Source organism: Micromonospora sp. NPDC052213 (assembly GCF_040679695.1).
GTDB lineage: Bacteria > Actinomycetota > Actinomycetes > Mycobacteriales > Micromonosporaceae > Micromonospora.
Genome location: NZ_JBFAVI010000162.1, coordinates 1 through 16,042, shown reverse-complemented (window position 1 = coordinate 16,042; position 16,042 = coordinate 1). Strand labels below are relative to the sequence as shown.

11 protein-coding genes and 1 pseudogene are annotated in these 16,042 nt (G+C 74.5%); 5 read left to right on the top strand and 7 right to left on the bottom strand.

The features are described 5' to 3' along the window. Positions 1–79: 79 nt before the first annotated feature. Both AB0L34_RS27470 and ettA read right to left on the bottom strand, forming a co-directional pair. The gene (locus AB0L34_RS27470; protein ID WP_350708522.1) at positions 80–526 is read right to left on the bottom strand and encodes a thioesterase family protein; all 447 of its coding nucleotides are present in this window, start codon (positions 524–526) and stop codon (positions 80–82) included. Between the two features lie 21 nt (positions 527–547). Beyond that, the gene (gene ettA, locus AB0L34_RS27465) at positions 548–2,224 is read right to left on the bottom strand and encodes an energy-dependent translational throttle protein EttA (protein WP_363707827.1); all 1,677 of its coding nucleotides are present in this window, start codon (positions 2,222–2,224) and stop codon (positions 548–550) included. A gap of 324 nt (positions 2,225–2,548) precedes the next feature. Between ettA and AB0L34_RS27460 the strand changes: the two genes are divergently transcribed. Continuing rightward, complete coding sequence (locus tag AB0L34_RS27460) at positions 2,549–3,949, top strand: trehalose-6-phosphate synthase (RefSeq protein ID WP_357455705.1); 1,401 nt, start codon at positions 2,549–2,551, stop codon at positions 3,947–3,949. Further along, positions 3,946–6,552 carry a trehalose-phosphatase gene (gene otsB, locus AB0L34_RS27455; protein ID WP_357455708.1) on the top strand — a complete coding sequence of 869 codons (2,607 nt, stop codon included), beginning with the start codon at positions 3,946–3,948 and terminating at the stop codon, positions 6,550–6,552. The genes AB0L34_RS27460 and otsB overlap by 4 nt, the downstream gene beginning before the upstream one ends. Before the next feature lie 63 nt (positions 6,553–6,615). Here the strand turns inward: otsB and cobA are convergent, their stop codons facing one another. The 3 genes from cobA to cobC all read right to left on the bottom strand — a co-directional run bounded on the left by cobA (position 6,616) and on the right by cobC (position 10,197). After that, complete coding sequence (gene cobA / locus AB0L34_RS27450; RefSeq protein ID WP_363707824.1) at positions 6,616–7,851, bottom strand: uroporphyrinogen-III C-methyltransferase; 1,236 nt, start codon at positions 7,849–7,851, stop codon at positions 6,616–6,618. Between the two features lie 64 nt (positions 7,852–7,915). Beyond that, complete coding sequence (cobT, locus tag AB0L34_RS27445; RefSeq protein WP_363707829.1) at positions 7,916–9,028, bottom strand: nicotinate-nucleotide--dimethylbenzimidazole phosphoribosyltransferase; 1,113 nt, start codon at positions 9,026–9,028, stop codon at positions 7,916–7,918. Beyond that, on the bottom strand, positions 9,028–10,197 hold the full coding sequence (gene cobC / locus AB0L34_RS27440) for an Rv2231c family pyridoxal phosphate-dependent protein CobC (protein WP_363707822.1): 1,170 nt from the start codon (positions 10,195–10,197) through the stop codon (positions 9,028–9,030). The genes cobT and cobC overlap by 1 nt, the downstream gene beginning before the upstream one ends. Positions 10,198–10,318: 121 nt before the next feature. Here cobC and AB0L34_RS27435 point away from each other — a divergent pair, with 121 nt between their 5' ends. Continuing rightward, on the top strand, positions 10,319–12,451 hold the full coding sequence (locus AB0L34_RS27435) for a transglycosylase domain-containing protein (protein ID WP_363707820.1): 2,133 nt from the start codon (positions 10,319–10,321) through the stop codon (positions 12,449–12,451). 72 nt (positions 12,452–12,523) lie between these two features. Here the strand turns inward: AB0L34_RS27435 and AB0L34_RS27430 are convergent, their stop codons facing one another. Continuing rightward, the gene (locus AB0L34_RS27430; protein WP_350708536.1) at positions 12,524–13,093 is read right to left on the bottom strand and encodes a GNAT family protein; all 570 of its coding nucleotides are present in this window, start codon (positions 13,091–13,093) and stop codon (positions 12,524–12,526) included. After that, the gene (locus tag AB0L34_RS27425; protein WP_363707818.1) at positions 13,090–14,481 is read right to left on the bottom strand and encodes a cobyrinate a,c-diamide synthase; all 1,392 of its coding nucleotides are present in this window, start codon (positions 14,479–14,481) and stop codon (positions 13,090–13,092) included. Before AB0L34_RS27425 ends, AB0L34_RS27430 begins: the two co-directional genes overlap by 4 nt. A 276-nt stretch (positions 14,482–14,757) precedes the next feature. Here AB0L34_RS27425 and AB0L34_RS27420 point away from each other — a divergent pair, with 276 nt between their 5' ends. Together AB0L34_RS27420 and AB0L34_RS27415 are read left to right on the top strand one after the other, a co-directional pair. After that, positions 14,758–15,585, top strand: coding sequence for an SURF1 family protein (locus AB0L34_RS27420; protein WP_363707816.1), 828 nt, complete (start codon positions 14,758–14,760; stop codon positions 15,583–15,585). A gap of 112 nt (positions 15,586–15,697) precedes the next feature. Next, positions 15,698–16,042, top strand: a pseudogene (locus AB0L34_RS27415) (hypothetical protein); the annotation flags it as partial.

Here is a 16,042-nt window from a genome sequence, read left to right as displayed (position 1 = left end):
CCCGCGTCGGCCGCGTCCACGATCCCGTGCCCGCCGCCGGCCGCGCCCGCCGGAGTGGGGGCCGGCCCCCCGGCCCCCGTCACGCCGGCCCGAGCCGCGGCGCGTACGAGAGCAGGAACTCGCGCTCCTCCGGGCTGACCCGCCGGGGCGTCTGTCGGGTCAGGTCGAACGGCACCAGCACGGAGCGGGCCCGGCTGGCCAGCACGTCGCCGTCGTACAGCTCGTAGGCGACCGTGAAGGACGCGGCCCGGATCTCCTCCACCCACAGCTCGATGCGCACCGTCGGGGCCGCCTCGGCCGTGGCCCGGCCGAGGGCGTAGTCGACCGGGCGCAGGTAGTCGACCTCGTGCCGACGGATCACGACCCCGTCGGCGAGCGAGCCCACGCCCCACGCCCGGCCGCCGGCGAACATCAACGCCACCCGCGCCTCCTCGTAGAGGGTGAGGAAGCGCGAGTTGTTGACGTGGCCGTACGCGTCCAGGTCCGACCACCGCAGGGTGCAGTGGTAAACGAATCGGTCACTCATGTTCGGCAGCGGTCCGCCGCGTCAGTCACGGGTCAGCTTGCGGTAGGTCACCCGGTGCGGGCGGGCCGCCTCGGCGCCGAGCCGGTCGACCTTGTTCTTCTCGTACGCCTCGAAGTTGCCCTCGAACCAGAACCACCTGGCCGGGTTCTCGTCGTCGCCCTCCCAGGCCAGGATGTGCGTGGCGACCCGGTCGAGGAACATCCGGTCGTGGGAGATGACCACGGCGCAGCCGGGGAACTCCAGCAGCGCGTTCTCCAGGCTGCCGAGCGTCTCGACGTCGAGATCGTTGGTCGGCTCGTCGAGCAGGATCACGTTGCCGCCGATCTTCAGCGTCAGCGCCAGGTTGAGCCGGTTGCGCTCGCCGCCGGAGAGCACCTTGGTCGGCTTCTGCTGGTCCGGCCCCTTGAAGCCGAACGCCGCGATGTACGCCCGGGACGGCATCTCGACCTTGCCGACCAGCAGGTGGTCCAGCCCGTCGGAGACCGTCTCCCAGACCGTCTTGTCCCCCGCCAGGCCGGCCCGGCTCTGGTCGACGTACGACAGCGAGACGGTGTCGCCGACCTTCACCGAGCCGGAGGTCGGCTCCTCCAGCCCGACGATGGTCTTGAACAGGGTGGTCTTGCCGACGCCGTTCGGGCCGATCACGCCGACGATGCCGTTGCGCGGCAGCGAGAACGACAGGTCGTCGATCAGCACCCGGTCGCCGAACGCCTTGACCAGGCCGTTGACCTCGATCACCGTGCTGCCCAGGCGCGGGCCCGGCGGAATCTGGATCTCCTCGAAGTCCAGCTTGCGGGTCTGCTCCGCCGCGGTGGCCATCTCCTCGTACCGCTCGAGCCGGGCCTTGGACTTGGTCTGCCGGGCCTTGGCGTTGGAGCGGACCCACTCCAGCTCCTCGTCGAGGCGCTTCTTCATCTTGGCGTCGCGGCGCCCCTCGACGGCCATCCGGGCGGCCTTCTTCTCCAGGTAGGTGGAGTAGTTGCCCTGGTAGCCGATGGCCCGACCGCGGTCCAGCTCCAGGATCCAGCCGGCCACGTTGTCGAGGAAGTACCGGTCGTGGGTGATCGCGATGACCGTGCCGGCGTACTTGGCCAGGTGCTGCTCCAGCCACTGCACGCTCTCCGCGTCCAGGTGGTTGGTGGGCTCGTCGAGCAGCAGCAGGTCGGGCGCCTCCAGCAGCAGCTTGCAGAGCGCGACCCGCCGGCGCTCGCCACCGGAGAGCTTGGTGACGTCGACGTCCGGCGGCGGGCAGCGCAGCGCGTCCATGGCCAGCTCGAGCTTGGAGTCGATGTCCCACGCGTCGGCGTTGTCCAGCTCCTCCTGGAGCCGGCCCATCTCCTCCATCAGCTCGTCGGAGTAGTCGGTCGCCATCTGCTCGGCGATGGCGTTGAACCGCTCCAGCTTGGCCTTGGTCTCCGCGACCGCCTCCTCGACGTTGCCGAGGACGGTCTTGGCGTCGTTGAGCGGCGGCTCCTGGGCCAGCATGCCCACGGTGTAGCCGGGCATGAGCCGGGCCTCGCCGTTGCTCGGCCGGTCCCACCCCGCCATGATCTTGAGGAGGCTGGACTTACCGGCGCCGTTCGGGCCGACCACACCGATCTTGGCCCCCGGGAGGAAGCTCAGCGTCACGTTGTCGAGCACGACCTTGTCGCCGTGCGCCTTGCGCGCCTTTTCCAGGACGTAGATGTACTGGGCCACGGTGCGGGCTACCTCCGTAGGTTGCGACTGGGGGCCGGCGGGCGCGGGCTGCGACTTCCGTCCGTCGCCGCCGGCCGCTGGCCGGCCGCACGCACGCCGTCGTCAATCCTGACAGGTACGCGCCCCCGCGCCCACATCACCCCGCCCCGCCGGCCGGGCGCGCCGCGTCGCCGCCGCAGGCGACCGGCACTGTCGACAAGATCACGTACGGGGTTGCGCCGACGTGGACCGGGTAGGTGACTCCGGCACGGGGCCCCAGACGCCGCAGCTAGGCTCAGTACGCTCATTCGCGGTTGACCCGTCAGCACCCGGAGGTGGCCGAACGTGACCGTCCGCAGCTCCTTTGTCGTAGTGGCGAACCGGCTACCGGTCGACGAGGTGAGCACACCCGAGGGACGGCAGTGGCGCCGCAGCCCCGGGGGGTTGGTGACCGCGCTGCACCCCGTCCTCGCCGAGCACCAGGGCACCTGGGTCGGCTGGGCCGGCGGCACCGGCGCCGCCCCCGAGCCCTTCGACCTGGAGGGCATCCGGCTGCACCCGGTGCCGCTGAGCGCGGAGGAGCTGGAGCGCTACTACGAGGGCCAGTCCAACGCGACGATCTGGCCGCTCTACCACGACGCGGTGGAGACGCCGGCCTACAAGCGCCGCTGGCGCGAGGCGTACCGCCTGGTCAACGCCCGCTTCGCGGAGGCCGCGGCGGAGGTCGCGGCCGAGGGGGCGACGGTCTGGGTCCAGGACTACCAGCTCCAGCTCGTCCCGGCGATGCTCCGCGAGCTGCGGCCCGACCTGCGGATCGGCTTCTTCCTGCACATCCCGTTCCCGCCGATCGAGCTGTTCATGCAGATGCCGTTCCGCACCGAGATCCTGCGCGGCCTGCTCGGCGCGGACCTGGTCGGGTTCCAGCAGCGGCTCGCCGCGCAGAACTTCGTCCGGCTGGCCCGGCACCTGCTCGGGCTGCGCTACGAGGGCCAGATGATCCAGGTCGACGGCCGCCAGGTGAAGGCCGGCGCGTTCCCGATCTCGATCGACACCAAGGAGATGGAGCGGCTGGCCGCCGACCCGGCGATCCAGGCCCGCGCGAAGGAGATCCGCGAGGAGCTGGGCAACCCGAAGACGATCATCCTGGGCGTCGACCGGCTCGACTACACCAAGGGCATCGAGTTGCGGCTCAAGGCATTCCGCGAGTTGCTCGCTGACGGAAAGTTGACAGTCCCGGACGCGGTTATGGTGCAGGTGGCCACGCCCAGCCGCGAGCGGGTCGAGCACTACCAGGCGCTTCGCGTCAAGGTGGAGCGGGAAGTTGGTCGGATTAATGGCGAATTCGGCAGGGTCGGCGTGCCGGCGGTGCATTATCTGCATCAGTCGTACAGTCGCACTGAGCTGGCCGCGATGTACGCCGCTGCCGACGTGATGATGGTGACCCCGCTCCGGGACGGAATGAATCTGGTGGCCAAGGAGTACGTCGCATCACGCGCCGACCAGGGCGGTGCGCTCGTGCTCAGTGAGTTCGCCGGCGCGGCCACCGAGCTGCGTCAGGCGTTCCTGTGCAACCCGCACGACCCCGACGCGGTCAAGGACGCCCTGCTGCGGGCCGTGCATGTCGAGAAGCCGGAGGCCCGCCGCAGAATGCGGACTATGCAACGCCATCTACGCACCCACGACGTGGGGCACTGGGCCAAGTCCTTCCTCACCGAGCTCGGTGTGCCCGAGGCGGAGGAAGCGTGAACGCCGCCAGCGACATCGTCACGCCCGCGGCGGGCACGATGGACCCGGAGCTGCGCGCCGCCATCGGCCGGATCGCCCGGGTGCCGCAGCTCCTGATCGCCTGCGACTACGACGGCACCCTGGCGCCGATCGTGGAGGACCCGAGCAAGGCCGTCCCGCTGCCGGAGTCGGTGGCCGCCGTCCGGGCGCTGGCCGCCCTGCCCCAGACCACCGTGGCGGTGGTCTCCGGGCGGGCCCTGCGCGACCTGGCCGCGCTCTCCCGGCTGCCCAGCGAGGTGCACCTGGTCGGCAGCCACGGCTCCGAGTTCGACATCGGCTTCGTCGAGCGGCTCTCCCCCGAGCTGATCGCCGTGCGCACCCGGCTGCGCGACGCGCTGCGCGAGATCGCCACGGCACACCCGGGCATCCGGCTGGAGCGCAAGCCGGCGAGCGTCGCGGTGCACACCCGCGGGGTCGACCCGCAGGTCGCCGCCGCCGCCATCGAGGCGGTCCGCACCGGCCCCGCCACCTGGGAGGACGTCACCGTCACCCAGGGCAAGGAGGTCATCGAGCTGTCGGTGGTCGCCACCCACAAGGGCACGGCCGTCGACCAGCTGCGCACCCAGCTCTCCGCCAGCGCGGTGCTCTTCATCGGCGACGACGTCACCGACGAGAACGCCTTCGGCAACCTGCACGGGCCGGACGTCGGCATCAAGATCGGCCCCGGCGACACCCAGGCCGGCTACCGGGTGGCCGACCCGATCGAGGCCGCCCGGGCCCTCGGCCTGCTGCTCGAGACCCGCCGGCACTGGCTCTTCGGCGAGCGGGCGGTGCCGATCGAGCGGCACTCGATGCTGGCCAACGGCCGCACGGTGGCGCTGCTCACCCCCGAGGCCAAGATCACCTGGCTCTGCCACCCCAAGCCGGACTCGGCGGCGATCTTCGCCGACCTCGTCGGCGGCAGCCCGGCCGGGCACTTCAGCGTCGCCCCGGAGCGCGGGGGCATCCCGCTCGGCCAGCGCTACCGCTCGGGCACGATGACCGTCGAGACCCGGTGGTCGGGCCTGACCGTCACCGACTGGCTGGACAAGCCGGCCACCGAGACCACGCCCGACGGCCCGGCCGTCATCACCGGCGACTCGACCCTCGTCCGGGTGCTCACCGGCTCCGGCCGGGTCCGGCTGGAGTTCGCGCCCCGGCCCGAGTTCGGCCAGGTCGCGGTGCAGTTGCAGCCGCTCGGCGACGGCCTGCTGGTGCTCGGCTCCAACGAGCCGGTCGCGCTCTACTCCCCCGGGGTCGAGTGGCAGGTCAGCAGCGACGGCGGCAACTACGAGACGGCCAAGGCGGTCGTCGACCTCTCCGCCGCCGGCGGGCAGGTCGTGCTGGAGCTGCGCTTCGCCACGCACAGCCTGGAACACCACCGGCTGCCGGTCCACGAGCGGCAGGCCCTCGCCGAGCAGCCGTGGAAGGACTGGGTCGCCTCGCTCCGGCTGCCCGGCACCGCGCGGGACATGGTGGCCCGCAGCGCGCTGACCCTGCGGGGGCTCTGCCACGAGGCCACCGGCTCGATCCTCGCCGCCGCGACCACCTCGCTGCCCGAGGAGCTGGGCGGCGTCCGCAACTGGGACTACCGCTACTGCTGGCTGCGGGACGCGGCGATGACCGCGCGGGCGCTGGTCGACCTGGGCTCGATCGAGGAGGCCGAGGCGCTGCTGCGCTGGGTCGACGGGTGCATCGAGCGCACCGGCGGGCACCCGGAGCGGCTGCACCCGCTCTACACCGTGGACGGCTACGAGCTGGGCGCCGAGGCGGTCATCGACACGCTGCCCGGCTACGCCGGCTCCCGGCCGGTCCGCGTCGGCAACCTCGCCAACCACCAGCTCCAGCTCGACGTCTTCGGCCCGATCGCGGACCTGATCGCCGCCGTCGCCGACGCCCGGGGCTCGGTCCGCGAGGACGAGTGGCGGGTGCTGGAGAACATGGTCGAGGCGGTCCGTCGCCGCTGGCACGAGCCCGACCACGGCATCTGGGAGGCCCGCCTCCCCCCGCGGCACCACATCTTCTCCAAGGTCATGTGCTGGATGACCGTCGACCGGGCGTTGCACGTCGTACGCCAGCACGGCGGCGAGGACCGGCCGGAGTGGGTGGAGCTGCGCGACCGGATCGGCGCCAACGTGCTGGAGTACGGCTGGCACGAGGCCGTCGAGGCGTACAGCGTGGCGTACGGGGACGAGGACATGGACGCCTCGTCGCTGTGGATCGGGCTGTCCGGCCTGCTCCCCGGCGACGACCCGCGCTTCCTCTCCACGGTGCTGCGGATCGAGGCGGACCTGCGCAGCGGGCCGGTCGTCTACCGCTACCACTGGGACGACGGCCTGCCGGGGCGCGAGGGCGGCTTCCACATCTGCACGGCGTGGCTGATCGAGGCGTACCTGCGCACCGGGCGGCGTACCGACGCCGAGGAGCTGTTCGCGCAGATGGTGGACACCGCCGGCCCGACCGGCCTGCTCCCCGAGCAGTACGACCCGCTGGCCGAGCGCGGGCTGGGCAACCACCCGCAGGCGTACAGCCACCTCGGGCTGATCCGCTGCGCCCTGCTGCTGGACAACATGCTCAAGCAGTGACCTGACCAGCTCAGACGGCGGCCGGAGACCACGTCTCCGGCCGCCGTCGCTCATCCCACGAGATCAGCCCCCGGCGAGGGCAGTGACCACGTCTCCCACCACGACGACGGCCGGCGGTCGCAGGTCGGCGGCGACCACGTCGGCGGCCACCGCGCCGAGCGTGGAGCGGAGCACCCGCTGCGAGCCGGTCGTCGCCTCCTGCACCACCGCGGCCGGCGTCTCGGCCGGGCGGCCGTGCGCGACCAGCGTCGCGGTGATCGCGGCGAGGTTCTTCAGCCCCATCAGGACGACCAGCGTGCCGCGCAGCCCGGCCAGCGCGTCCCAGCGGACCAGGGAGGCCGGCGAGTCGGGTGCGACGTGCCCGGAGACCACCGTGAACTCGTGGGCCACCGCCCGGTGGGTGACCGGGATGCCGGCCGCGGCCGGTGCCGCGACGGAGCTGGTCACGCCGGGCACGACGGTCACCGGCACGCCCGCCGCCGCGCAGGCCAGCAACTCCTCGCCGCCCCGGCCGAAGACGTACGGGTCGCCGCCCTTGAGCCGCACCACGACCTTCCCGGCCAGTGCCCGGTCCACCAGGATCCGGTTGATCTCCTCCTGGGCCCGGGACGGCCCGTACGGGATCTTCGAGGCGTCCACGAGTTCCACGTCGGCGCGCAGCTCGTCGAGGAGCAGCCCCGGCACCAGCCGGTCGGCGACCACCACGTCCGCCTCGGTGAGCAGCCGCCAACCCTTCACGGTGATCAGCTCCGGGTCGCCGGGCCCGGCCCCGACGAGCGCCACCCGCCCGGGCCGGGTGCGCGGCCGGGTCCCTTCCCCCACCGCAGGCGTCGGAAGGGGGCCCGTCCCCGCATCCAGCAGGTCGCGGACCGCGTCGCGGACGGCCATCGCCCGGCGCGGGTCGCCGCCGCCGAGCACCGCCACGGTCACCGGCCCGTGCCGGGTCACCGCCGGGGTCCAGGCGGTGGCGGCGGCCCGGTCGTCGGCGCGTACGCAGAAGATGCGGCGCTCGGCGGCGGCGGCGCTGACCGACGCGGCGGCGAGCGGGTCGTCGACCGCGACCTGGACCAGCCACGCGCCGTCCAGGTCGTCGGGGGCGAACCGACGCGGCGCCCAGTGCAGCCGCCCGGCGTCGACGTGCGACCGCAGCGCCGGGGTCAGCTCCGGCGCGACGAGGAAGACGTCCGCGCCGGCGTCGAGCAGGGCGGGCACGCGGCGGGTGGCCACCGTTCCCCCACCCACCACGACCACCCGCCGGCCGGCGAGCCGCAGGCCCAGGGGGTACGGGCTGCCGCTCACGCCGCCCCCTCACTCCGCGCCCCGGCGCGGGGCGCCACGCCACTGGGCCGGATGGTTCGCCCGCTCACTTCTCGGCCACTCCCGCCGAGTCGAAGGTGGCGACCTCGTGCAGCACCCGGACCGCGCCGGTGACCACCGGCAGCGCGAGCAGCGCGCCGGTGCCCTCGCCGAGGCGCAGCCCCAGGTCGATCAGCGGCTCCAGCCCCAGCCGGCGCAGCGCGACGGTGGCGCCCGGCTCGGCGGAGCGGTGCCCGGCCACCATGGCGGTCACGGCGTGCGGGGCGAGGGCCGCCGCGGCGAGGGCCGCGGAGACCGCGATGACCCCGTCCAGCAGGACCGGGGTCCGTCGGGCGGCGGCGCCCAGGATCAGTCCGGCCAGGGCGGCGTGCTCCAGGCCACCGACGGCGGCCAGCACGCCCAGCGGGTCGGCCGGGTCGGGGGCGTGCCGGCGCAGCGCGGCGCGCACCACGTCCACCTTGCGGGCGTATGTGGGGTCGTCGACCCCGGTGCCCCGGCCGGTCGTCTCCGCCGGGTCGATGCCGACGAACGCGGCGATCAGGGCGGCGGCCGGCGTCGTGTTACCGATGCCCATGTCCCCGGTGAGCAGGATGCCCGCGCCCGCGTCGACCAGCTCGCCGGCCACCCGGATGCCGGTCTCCATCGCCGCCCGGGCCTCGTCCCGGGTGAGCGCGGCCGTGACCGCCAGGTCCCGGGTGCCGGGTCGGACGTTCGCCGCGACCAGCCGGGGCACGTCCCGGGCCGGCGCGGCTCCGGTGGCGCCCGCCCCGGCGGGGTCCGCCGCCGGCGCGTCGGGGACCGGCAGCGGGGTGGCCACGCCGACGTCGACCACGGTGACGGAGGCGCCGGCCTGCCGGGCGAACGCGTTGACCACCGCCCCGCCGGCCAGGAAGTTCCCGATCATCTGCGCGGTGACCTCCTGCGGCCAGGGGGTCACCCCCTGGGCGTGCACGCCGTGGTCGCCGGCGAAGATCGCGACCGCGGCCGGCTCCGGCAGCGGCGGCGGGCAGTGCCCGGCCAGGCCGGCGAGGCGTACGGAGAGCTCCTCCAGGGCGCCGAGCGAGCCGGCGGGCTTGGTCAGCCGCCCCTGCGACTCCCGGGCGGCGGCCATCGCCGGCTCGTCCGGCGGCCGGATCGCCGCGATCGTGGTCTCCAGCATCATGCCTCCAGGATCTCCGCCAGTACCTCGGTGAACGCGTCGGTGGTGGCCGGGTCGCGTACGGCGATCCGCAGCCAGTCCGGCCCGAGGCCGGGGAACGTGTCGCCCCGGCGCACCGCCCAGCCGCGCTGCCGCAGGGCGGCCCGCACCTCGGCGGCACCGGGCAGGTGCACGAGCACGAACGCGCTGGCGGGGCGGCCGACGACGCGTACGCCGGGCAGGGCCGACAGGCGGGCGACCAGGTGCGCGCGGTCGGCGGCGAGCCGGGCGGCGATGGCGCGCTCGGCCTCGACCGCGACGGGCGTGGCACAGGCCGACGCGGCGGCCAGGGCCGGGGTGGAGACGGCCCACAGCGGCTGGGCGGCGGCCAGCCGTTCCAGCAGCGCGGCCTCGCCGAGCAGGTAGCCGATCCGCAGGCCGGCCAGTCCCCAGGTCTTGGTGAGGCTGCGGACCACCACCAGGCCGGGCAGGTCCCGTCGGGCGGCCAGGGACTCCGGTTCGCCGGCCACCCCCGCCGCGACCGTGGTGTCGGCGAACGCCTCGTCGACCACCAGCACCCGGCCGGGCCGGGCCAGCGCGGCCAGGTCGACGGCGGGGTGCAGCACGGAGGTGGGGTTGGTCGGGTTGCCGATCATGACGAGGTCGGCGTCGGCGGGCACCCGGGCCGGGTCGAGCCGGAAGTCGTCGCCCGCGTCGAGCAGCACCCGCTCCACCTGGTGCCCGGCCGCGCGCAGCGCCGCCTCCGGCTCGGTGAACTGCGGGTGCACCACCACCGGCCGGCGTACGCCCCGCAGCGCCCGGGCCAGCAGCACGAAGCCCTCGGCCGCGCCCGCGGTCAGCAGCACCTCGGCCGGCGGGCGCCCGTGCCGGGCGGCGACGGCGGCCCGCGCCGGCTCCGGGTCGGGGTACGCGGCGAGGTCGCCGAGGGCGGCGGTGATCGGGTCGGCCAGCCAGTCCGGCATGGCGTCCCGCCGCACGTTGACGGCGAGGTCGACCAGCCCGTCGCCCACCTCGGCGTCCCCGTGGTGGGTGAGGTCGGGCTCGTTCCCCGCGGGGTCGGGTCCGGGCCCCGCAGGGTCGGGTGCCGCCGTCGCGGGGTCGGGTCCGGTTCCCGTGGGGTCGGGTCCGGGCTCGGCGGCGGGGAGGGTCTCGGTCGGCTGACCACGCATGTCCGCGATCCTGCCGGGAAGGCGGCGCACGGGACAGCGGATCGCGGCGTGGGGCGCGTCACCACACGGGCGTTTATGAATATTTCTCAGGTACGAATCGGAATTGTCATAACTTGGCCCTGTGAGCAACCGACCCCTTGCTGCCGCTGGTCGTCTCGTTCCCCTTCTCCGCGCCGGGCTGATCGCCGGCATCGTGGTCGCCGCCGTGGCCTACCCGGTGGCCGCCGCCACCGGCCTCGGCGCGAAGGTCACGGCGCACGCCATGGAGCACAAGACCAAGATCCTCACCACCGCGCTGCCGGCCGAGACGTCGTACCTCTACGCGCCCGACGGCAAGACGGTGCTGACGATGTTCTACGAGGAGTACCGGCAGTACACGAAGCTGGCGGACATCTCGCCGAACATGCAGCAGGCGATCGTCGCCGCCGAGGACAACCGCTTCTACCAGCACCGGGGCGTCGACCCGAAGGGCGTCGCCCGCGCCTTCGTGGCCAACGCCCGCTCCAGCGGCGTCTCCCAGGGCGCCTCCACCCTCACCATGCAGTACGTCCGGATGGCGCTGCGCGACAGCGCGAAGACGCCGAAGGAGGTGCAGGAGGCCACCCAGCAGACCAGCCTGCGCAAGGTCCGGGAGATGCGGATGGCGCTGGACCTGGAGAAGGAGCTGAGCAAGGAGCAGATCCTCGAGCGCTACCTCAACTCCGCCTACTTCGGGCACCGGGCGTACGGCATCTACGCGGCCAGCGAGATCTTCTTCTCCAAGCCCCCGAAGGACCTCACGCCGGTCGAGGCGGCCACCCTCGCCGGGCTGGTGAAGTCCCCGTCCGAGTACGACCCGGCCACCTCGGACCAGAAGGACGCCACCGGCCGGCGCAACTACGTGCTGGACCGGATGAGCCAGCTCGGCTACCTCTCGCCCGACGACGTGGCGCAGGCCAAGACCGAGCCGATCCGGCTGAAGCTGACCTACCCGCCGAACGACTGCGCGGCGGTGCCGGAGAAGTGGAACAGCTGGGGCTTCGCCTGCGACTACCTGAAGAACTGGTGGAGCGCGCAGCCCGCGTTCGGGGAGAACCGGCTGGAACGGATGGACAAGCTGCGCCGGGGCGGCTACCGGATCGTGCTCAGCATGGATCCGAAGATCCAGGCGGCCGCCGAGCAGAACGTCGGCAGCAAGGAGAACACCGGCAGCCCGTTCGCCAACGGCATCGTGGTCTCCGAGCCCGGGACCGGACGGGTGAAGGCGATGGCGGTGAACCGGACGTACTCGCTGAAGCTGGACGAGAACCCACCCAGCTCCAACCCGGAGGCCGGGCCGAACGTCAAGGCGAACTACCCCAACACGGTGGCGCCCCTGCTCGGCGGCGGTGACCTGCCGGGCTACCAGGCCGGTTCGACGTTCAAGATGTTCCCGATGCTGGCCGCGCTGAACGCGGGCATGCCGCTGTCCACCTCGTTCAACGCCCCGTACCGGTACCGCTCCGAGGTCTACGACGGCTGGGCGCCGTCCAACGCCAGCGGCGCGATGTCCGGTAACCAGACCATGTGGTCCGGCTTCGGCAAGTCGGTGAACACGTACTTCGTGTGGCTGGAGGAGCAGGTCGGCGCCGACAAGGCGGTCCGCCTCGCCGAGCAGCTCGGGCTGCGCTGGCGCACCGACGTCGACCGGGAGCACGCGTCCCCGGCCAAGGCGAAGACGTGGGGCGCGTTCACCCTGGGCGTCTCCGACGCCACCCCGCTGGAGATGGCGAACGCGTACGCCGCGATCGCCGCGGACGGCCGGTACTGCGAGGCGATCCCCGTGCAGGCGATCTACAACCGGGACGGCACGCCGACCACCTGGAAGACCGCCTCCGGAATCGAACGCGAGGTCGCCAAGCCGCGCTGCCGGCAGGTGGTGAACGCCGACGCGGCCCGGGCCGCCACCGACGCCGCCCGCTGCCCGACCGGCGACACCCCGGCCCGCGGGAGCTGCGGCGGCTGGTCGACGGCGGACAGCGTACGGGGCACGGTCGGTCGGCCGGTCGCGGGCAAGACGGGCACCACCGACAGCACCCGGTCGGCCTGGTTCGTCGGCTACACCCCGGAGCTGGCGGCGGCGAGCTTCATCTCCGACCCGGACAACCCGTTCAACGCGGTCGGCGACGGCCAGTCCCAGATCCCGATCGCCGCGGTCGCGGAGACCCTCCGTGACGCGCTCAAGGGGCAGCCCACCCGCCAGTTCACCCCGCCCTCGGACCGCATCGTCGGCTGACCACCGCCCGCCGTCGGCCGGGTCAGCGGGGGCCGGCCGGGTCAGCGAGGACCGACCCGGCCAGCCTCACGGTCAGCGGAGGTCGGCGGCGACGAAGGACCAGACCTCCAGGTCGACCCGGCCGCCCCGGACGAAGCCGGCGTTGCGCAGCAGGCCCTCGTAGCTGAAGCCGGCCTTCTCGGCGACCCGGCGGGAGGCCAGGTTGCCGGGGGCGACGCGCAGCTCGACGCGCTGGAAGCCGTGTTCGAGGATCAGCGCGATGGCGAGCGCGTCGACCGCCTCGGCGGCCAGCCCGAAGCCCCGCGCGTGCGCCGCCATCGCATAGGAGACCTCGGTGCACCGGGCGCCCCAGTCGGTGCGCCGGGTCCAGAGGCAGCCGACCACCCGGTCGTCCTCCCGCCGCACCACCGCGTAGTGGTCGCCGTCGCCGCTGTCACGCCGCTGCCGGGCCAGGTCGGTGCACCAGGCCAGCCCGTCGATCTGGCCGGACGTGTCGACCAGCGGCAGCCACCGCTGGGTCTGCCGGTCGGCGAAGACCTCGTCGGCGGCCTTCGCGTCGGCGGCGGTCAGCGCCCGTACCTCGGTGCGGGGCGTGGAGACCGTCAGCGCCGGGAAGCGGCGCACCGCCACCTGGCCGATCACGCGGGCACCCCGCCGAGCCGGGCGGTCGCGGGGTCGGCCGCCGCCTCCGCCGCCGCGTCGACCAGCCGGGCGGCGAGCTGCGGGTACGCCGCCCAGTGCACGGTGAGCTGCGAGGCGTGCACGCCCCGCCAGACGAAGCCCTCGGGCGCCCCGCCGTCCCAACTCCAGGCCGCACGCGCGCCGGCGCGCGGGGTGAGCACGGCACGGTGCTCCTTGTGCCCGGTCACCACCGTGCCCGCCGGCGCCACCACGCCGTCGGTCAGGGCGGTCGCCTCCCGGTAGCCGACGACCAGGCCGTCCCGGCTGGTCCCGACCGCGTCGAGCACCCCGCACATGGGCAGCCCGTCCAGCTCCCGGGCCAGCCAGAGCAGGCCGGCGCCCTCGGCGACGACCGGCCGCCCGGTGCGGGCCAGCTCGGCGACCGCGACGCAGAGCCGGCGGTTGGCGGAGAGCTGCTCGGCGTACGACTCGGGAAGCCCGCCGCCGACGACCAGCGCGGCGGCACCGGCGGGCAGCGCCTCGTCGTGCAGCGGGTCGACCGTCACCACGTCCGCGCCGGCCGCGCGGAGCAGCTCCGTGGCCTCGGCATGGCCGTAGCTGCCGCCCGCCGCCCCGGCGACCGCGACGACCGGGCGCGGGCCGGCGGCGGGCCGGTCGGCCGCGGGCGACCACGGCGGCGTCGGCAGGGGCGGGGCGGAGCGGGCCAGCCCCAGCAGCCGGTCCAGGTCGACCGTGGCGGCGACCGCCTCGCCGAGCCGGCGTACGGCGCGGGTGGCCTCACCGGTGCGGGCGAGCGCGGGTACCGCCCCGTGCCGGCGCGGCGGCAGCACCGCCGGCAGGTCGTGGCGGCGCAGCACCCCGTAGACCGGTACGCCGATGTCGTCGAGCGCCGCGCGCAGCAGCTCCTCGTGCCGCGCCGAGGCCACCCGGTTCAGGACCACCCCGCCGAGCCAGAGCCGCTCGTCGTACGCCCGGAAGCCGTGCACCAGGGCGGCCACCGACTGCCCCATCGCGGCGACGTCCACCGCCAGCACGACGGGGCTGCGCAGCGCGGCCGCCACGGCGGCCGTCGACTCGCTCTCCGGACGGCCGGCGAGGCTGTCGTACAGCCCCATGCTGCCCTGCACCAGCGCGAGCCCGGCGCCCGACGCCCCGTGGGCGACCAGCGGGGCGATCCGGTCGGCGCCGACCAGCCGGGGGTCGAGGGTGCGACCGGGGCGGCCCGCGGCCAGCCCGAGGTACGCGGCGTCGACGTGGTCCGGACCGATCTTGAACCCGGCGACGCCGACGCCCCGGTCGGCGAGCGCCGCGAGCAGCCCGATCGCCAGCGTGTTCTTGCCGTGGCCGGAGGACGGCGCACTGAGCACCAGGCGCGGCACGACGGTCATCATCGACTCCCTGCGGGGCGGCGGGGGAACCCTGCGGCGGGCCGACCGCGCGGTCCGCCCGCGTGACGATAGCCGACGCGGGCGGCAGGTGGCCGCCGCCGAGCGGACCTGTCGGGCGCGCGGCGCCGGGGCGGATCGGGGCCGCCGAGACCGGTGGCCCGGCGCGGACCGGGGCCGCCGAGGTCGCTGGCCGGCGCGGATCGGGGCCGCCGAGGGCGGTGGCCGGCGCGGATCGGGGCCGCCGAGGGCGGTGGCCCGGAGCACAGGGGTAGCCTCGTGGTCGTGTACCGGTTCCTGCTGACGCCGCGCTGGCTGGGCATCCTCGCGCTGACCCTGGTCGCCGCGGCGGTGATGGTGCTGCTCGGAAACTGGCAGCTGGACCGCTACCACGGGCGTACGGCGATCAACGAACGGATCGACGCCGGCCTGCGGATGGACCCGGTCCCGCTGCGCGACGTGCTGCCCGCCCCGACCGGCGGCAGCGGCACGGCCGGACCCGCGCCCGCCGAGGAGAGGTCCTGGACCAAGGTCACCGTGACGGGCCGGTACGACTCCGCGAACGTCGTCCTGGTCCGGGGCCGCGCCGTGGAGCGCACGGTCGGCTTCGAGGTGCTCACCCCGCTCGTGCTGGCCGACGGCACGGCGGTGCTGGTGGACCGGGGTTGGATCCCGCCGGCCCCGGGCGGCGACGCGACCGTCCAGCCGGACGTGCCGCCCGCCCCCACCGGTGAGGTCACCGTGACGGGCCGGGTGCACCTGAGCGAGAGCGGCTCGGTCGGCGTCACCCGGCGCGACGGCAGGCTGGAGACCCGGCGGATCGGCGTGCCCCGGCTGGCCCAGGAGCTGCCGTACCCGGTGCACGGGGCGTACCTGCTGCTGGACGAGCAGACCCCGGCGGCCGACCCGACCTTCAAGGAGGTGCCGGTCGGGCACACCAACAACTGGCAGAACTTCGGCTACGTCGTGCAGTGGTGGATCTTCGCCGCGATGACCCTCTTCGGCTACGGCTGGGTGGCCCGTCGGGAGGCCCGCCGGCTGGCCGGCGTGGGGCAGGAGCGGCCCACCGACCGCGCCGCGGAGCCGGCGTCGCACAGCGTCGCCTGAGCGACGCGGTCCGCCGCGCCGTCCCGGGCGCTGGACGGACGATCCGGGGTTCCTCGGCCGCACCGGTCCCGTTGTAGGGTCCGCTAATGATCAATTTGTGTGGGGGTTCGCGGTGACCCCTGATCCCACCATGCCGCTGCCGCCCTCGGAGCCGGCGACTCAGCCGCACCCGACGACCGATCCCTGGGCAGCCGCCCCGGTCTCGACCGGCCACCAGGCGCCGCCGGCAGCGCCGCACCACCTCGCACCGCCGTTCCCGGGCCCGGACTTTGCCTCGCCGGCCGAGCCCTACTCCGCCCCGCCGGCAGCCGCGCAGTACTCCGCCCCGCCCGCCCAGCCCTACTCCGCCCCGCCGGCAACCGCGCAGTACTCCGCCCCGCCCGCCCAGCCCTACTCCGCCCCGCCCGCCCAGCCCTACGCGGCGGCACCCGGTTCGGATCTGGTCCGGCCGGGACCG

Bases quoted from the DNA above. Each gene is read 5' to 3' on its own strand.
- AB0L34_RS27470 (WP_350708522.1), bottom strand. From the start codon at position 526: ATGAGTGACCGATTCGTTTACCACTGCACCCTGCGGTGGTCGGACCTG.
- cobT (WP_363707829.1), bottom strand. From the start codon at position 9,028: ATGCTGGAGACCACGATCGCGGCGATCCGGCCGCCGGACGAGCCGGCG.
- cobC (WP_363707822.1), bottom strand. From the start codon at position 10,197: ATGCGTGGTCAGCCGACCGAGACCCTCCCCGCCGCCGAGCCCGGACCC.
- AB0L34_RS27425 (WP_363707818.1), bottom strand. From the start codon at position 14,481: ATGACCGTCGTGCCGCGCCTGGTGCTCAGTGCGCCGTCCTCCGGCCAC.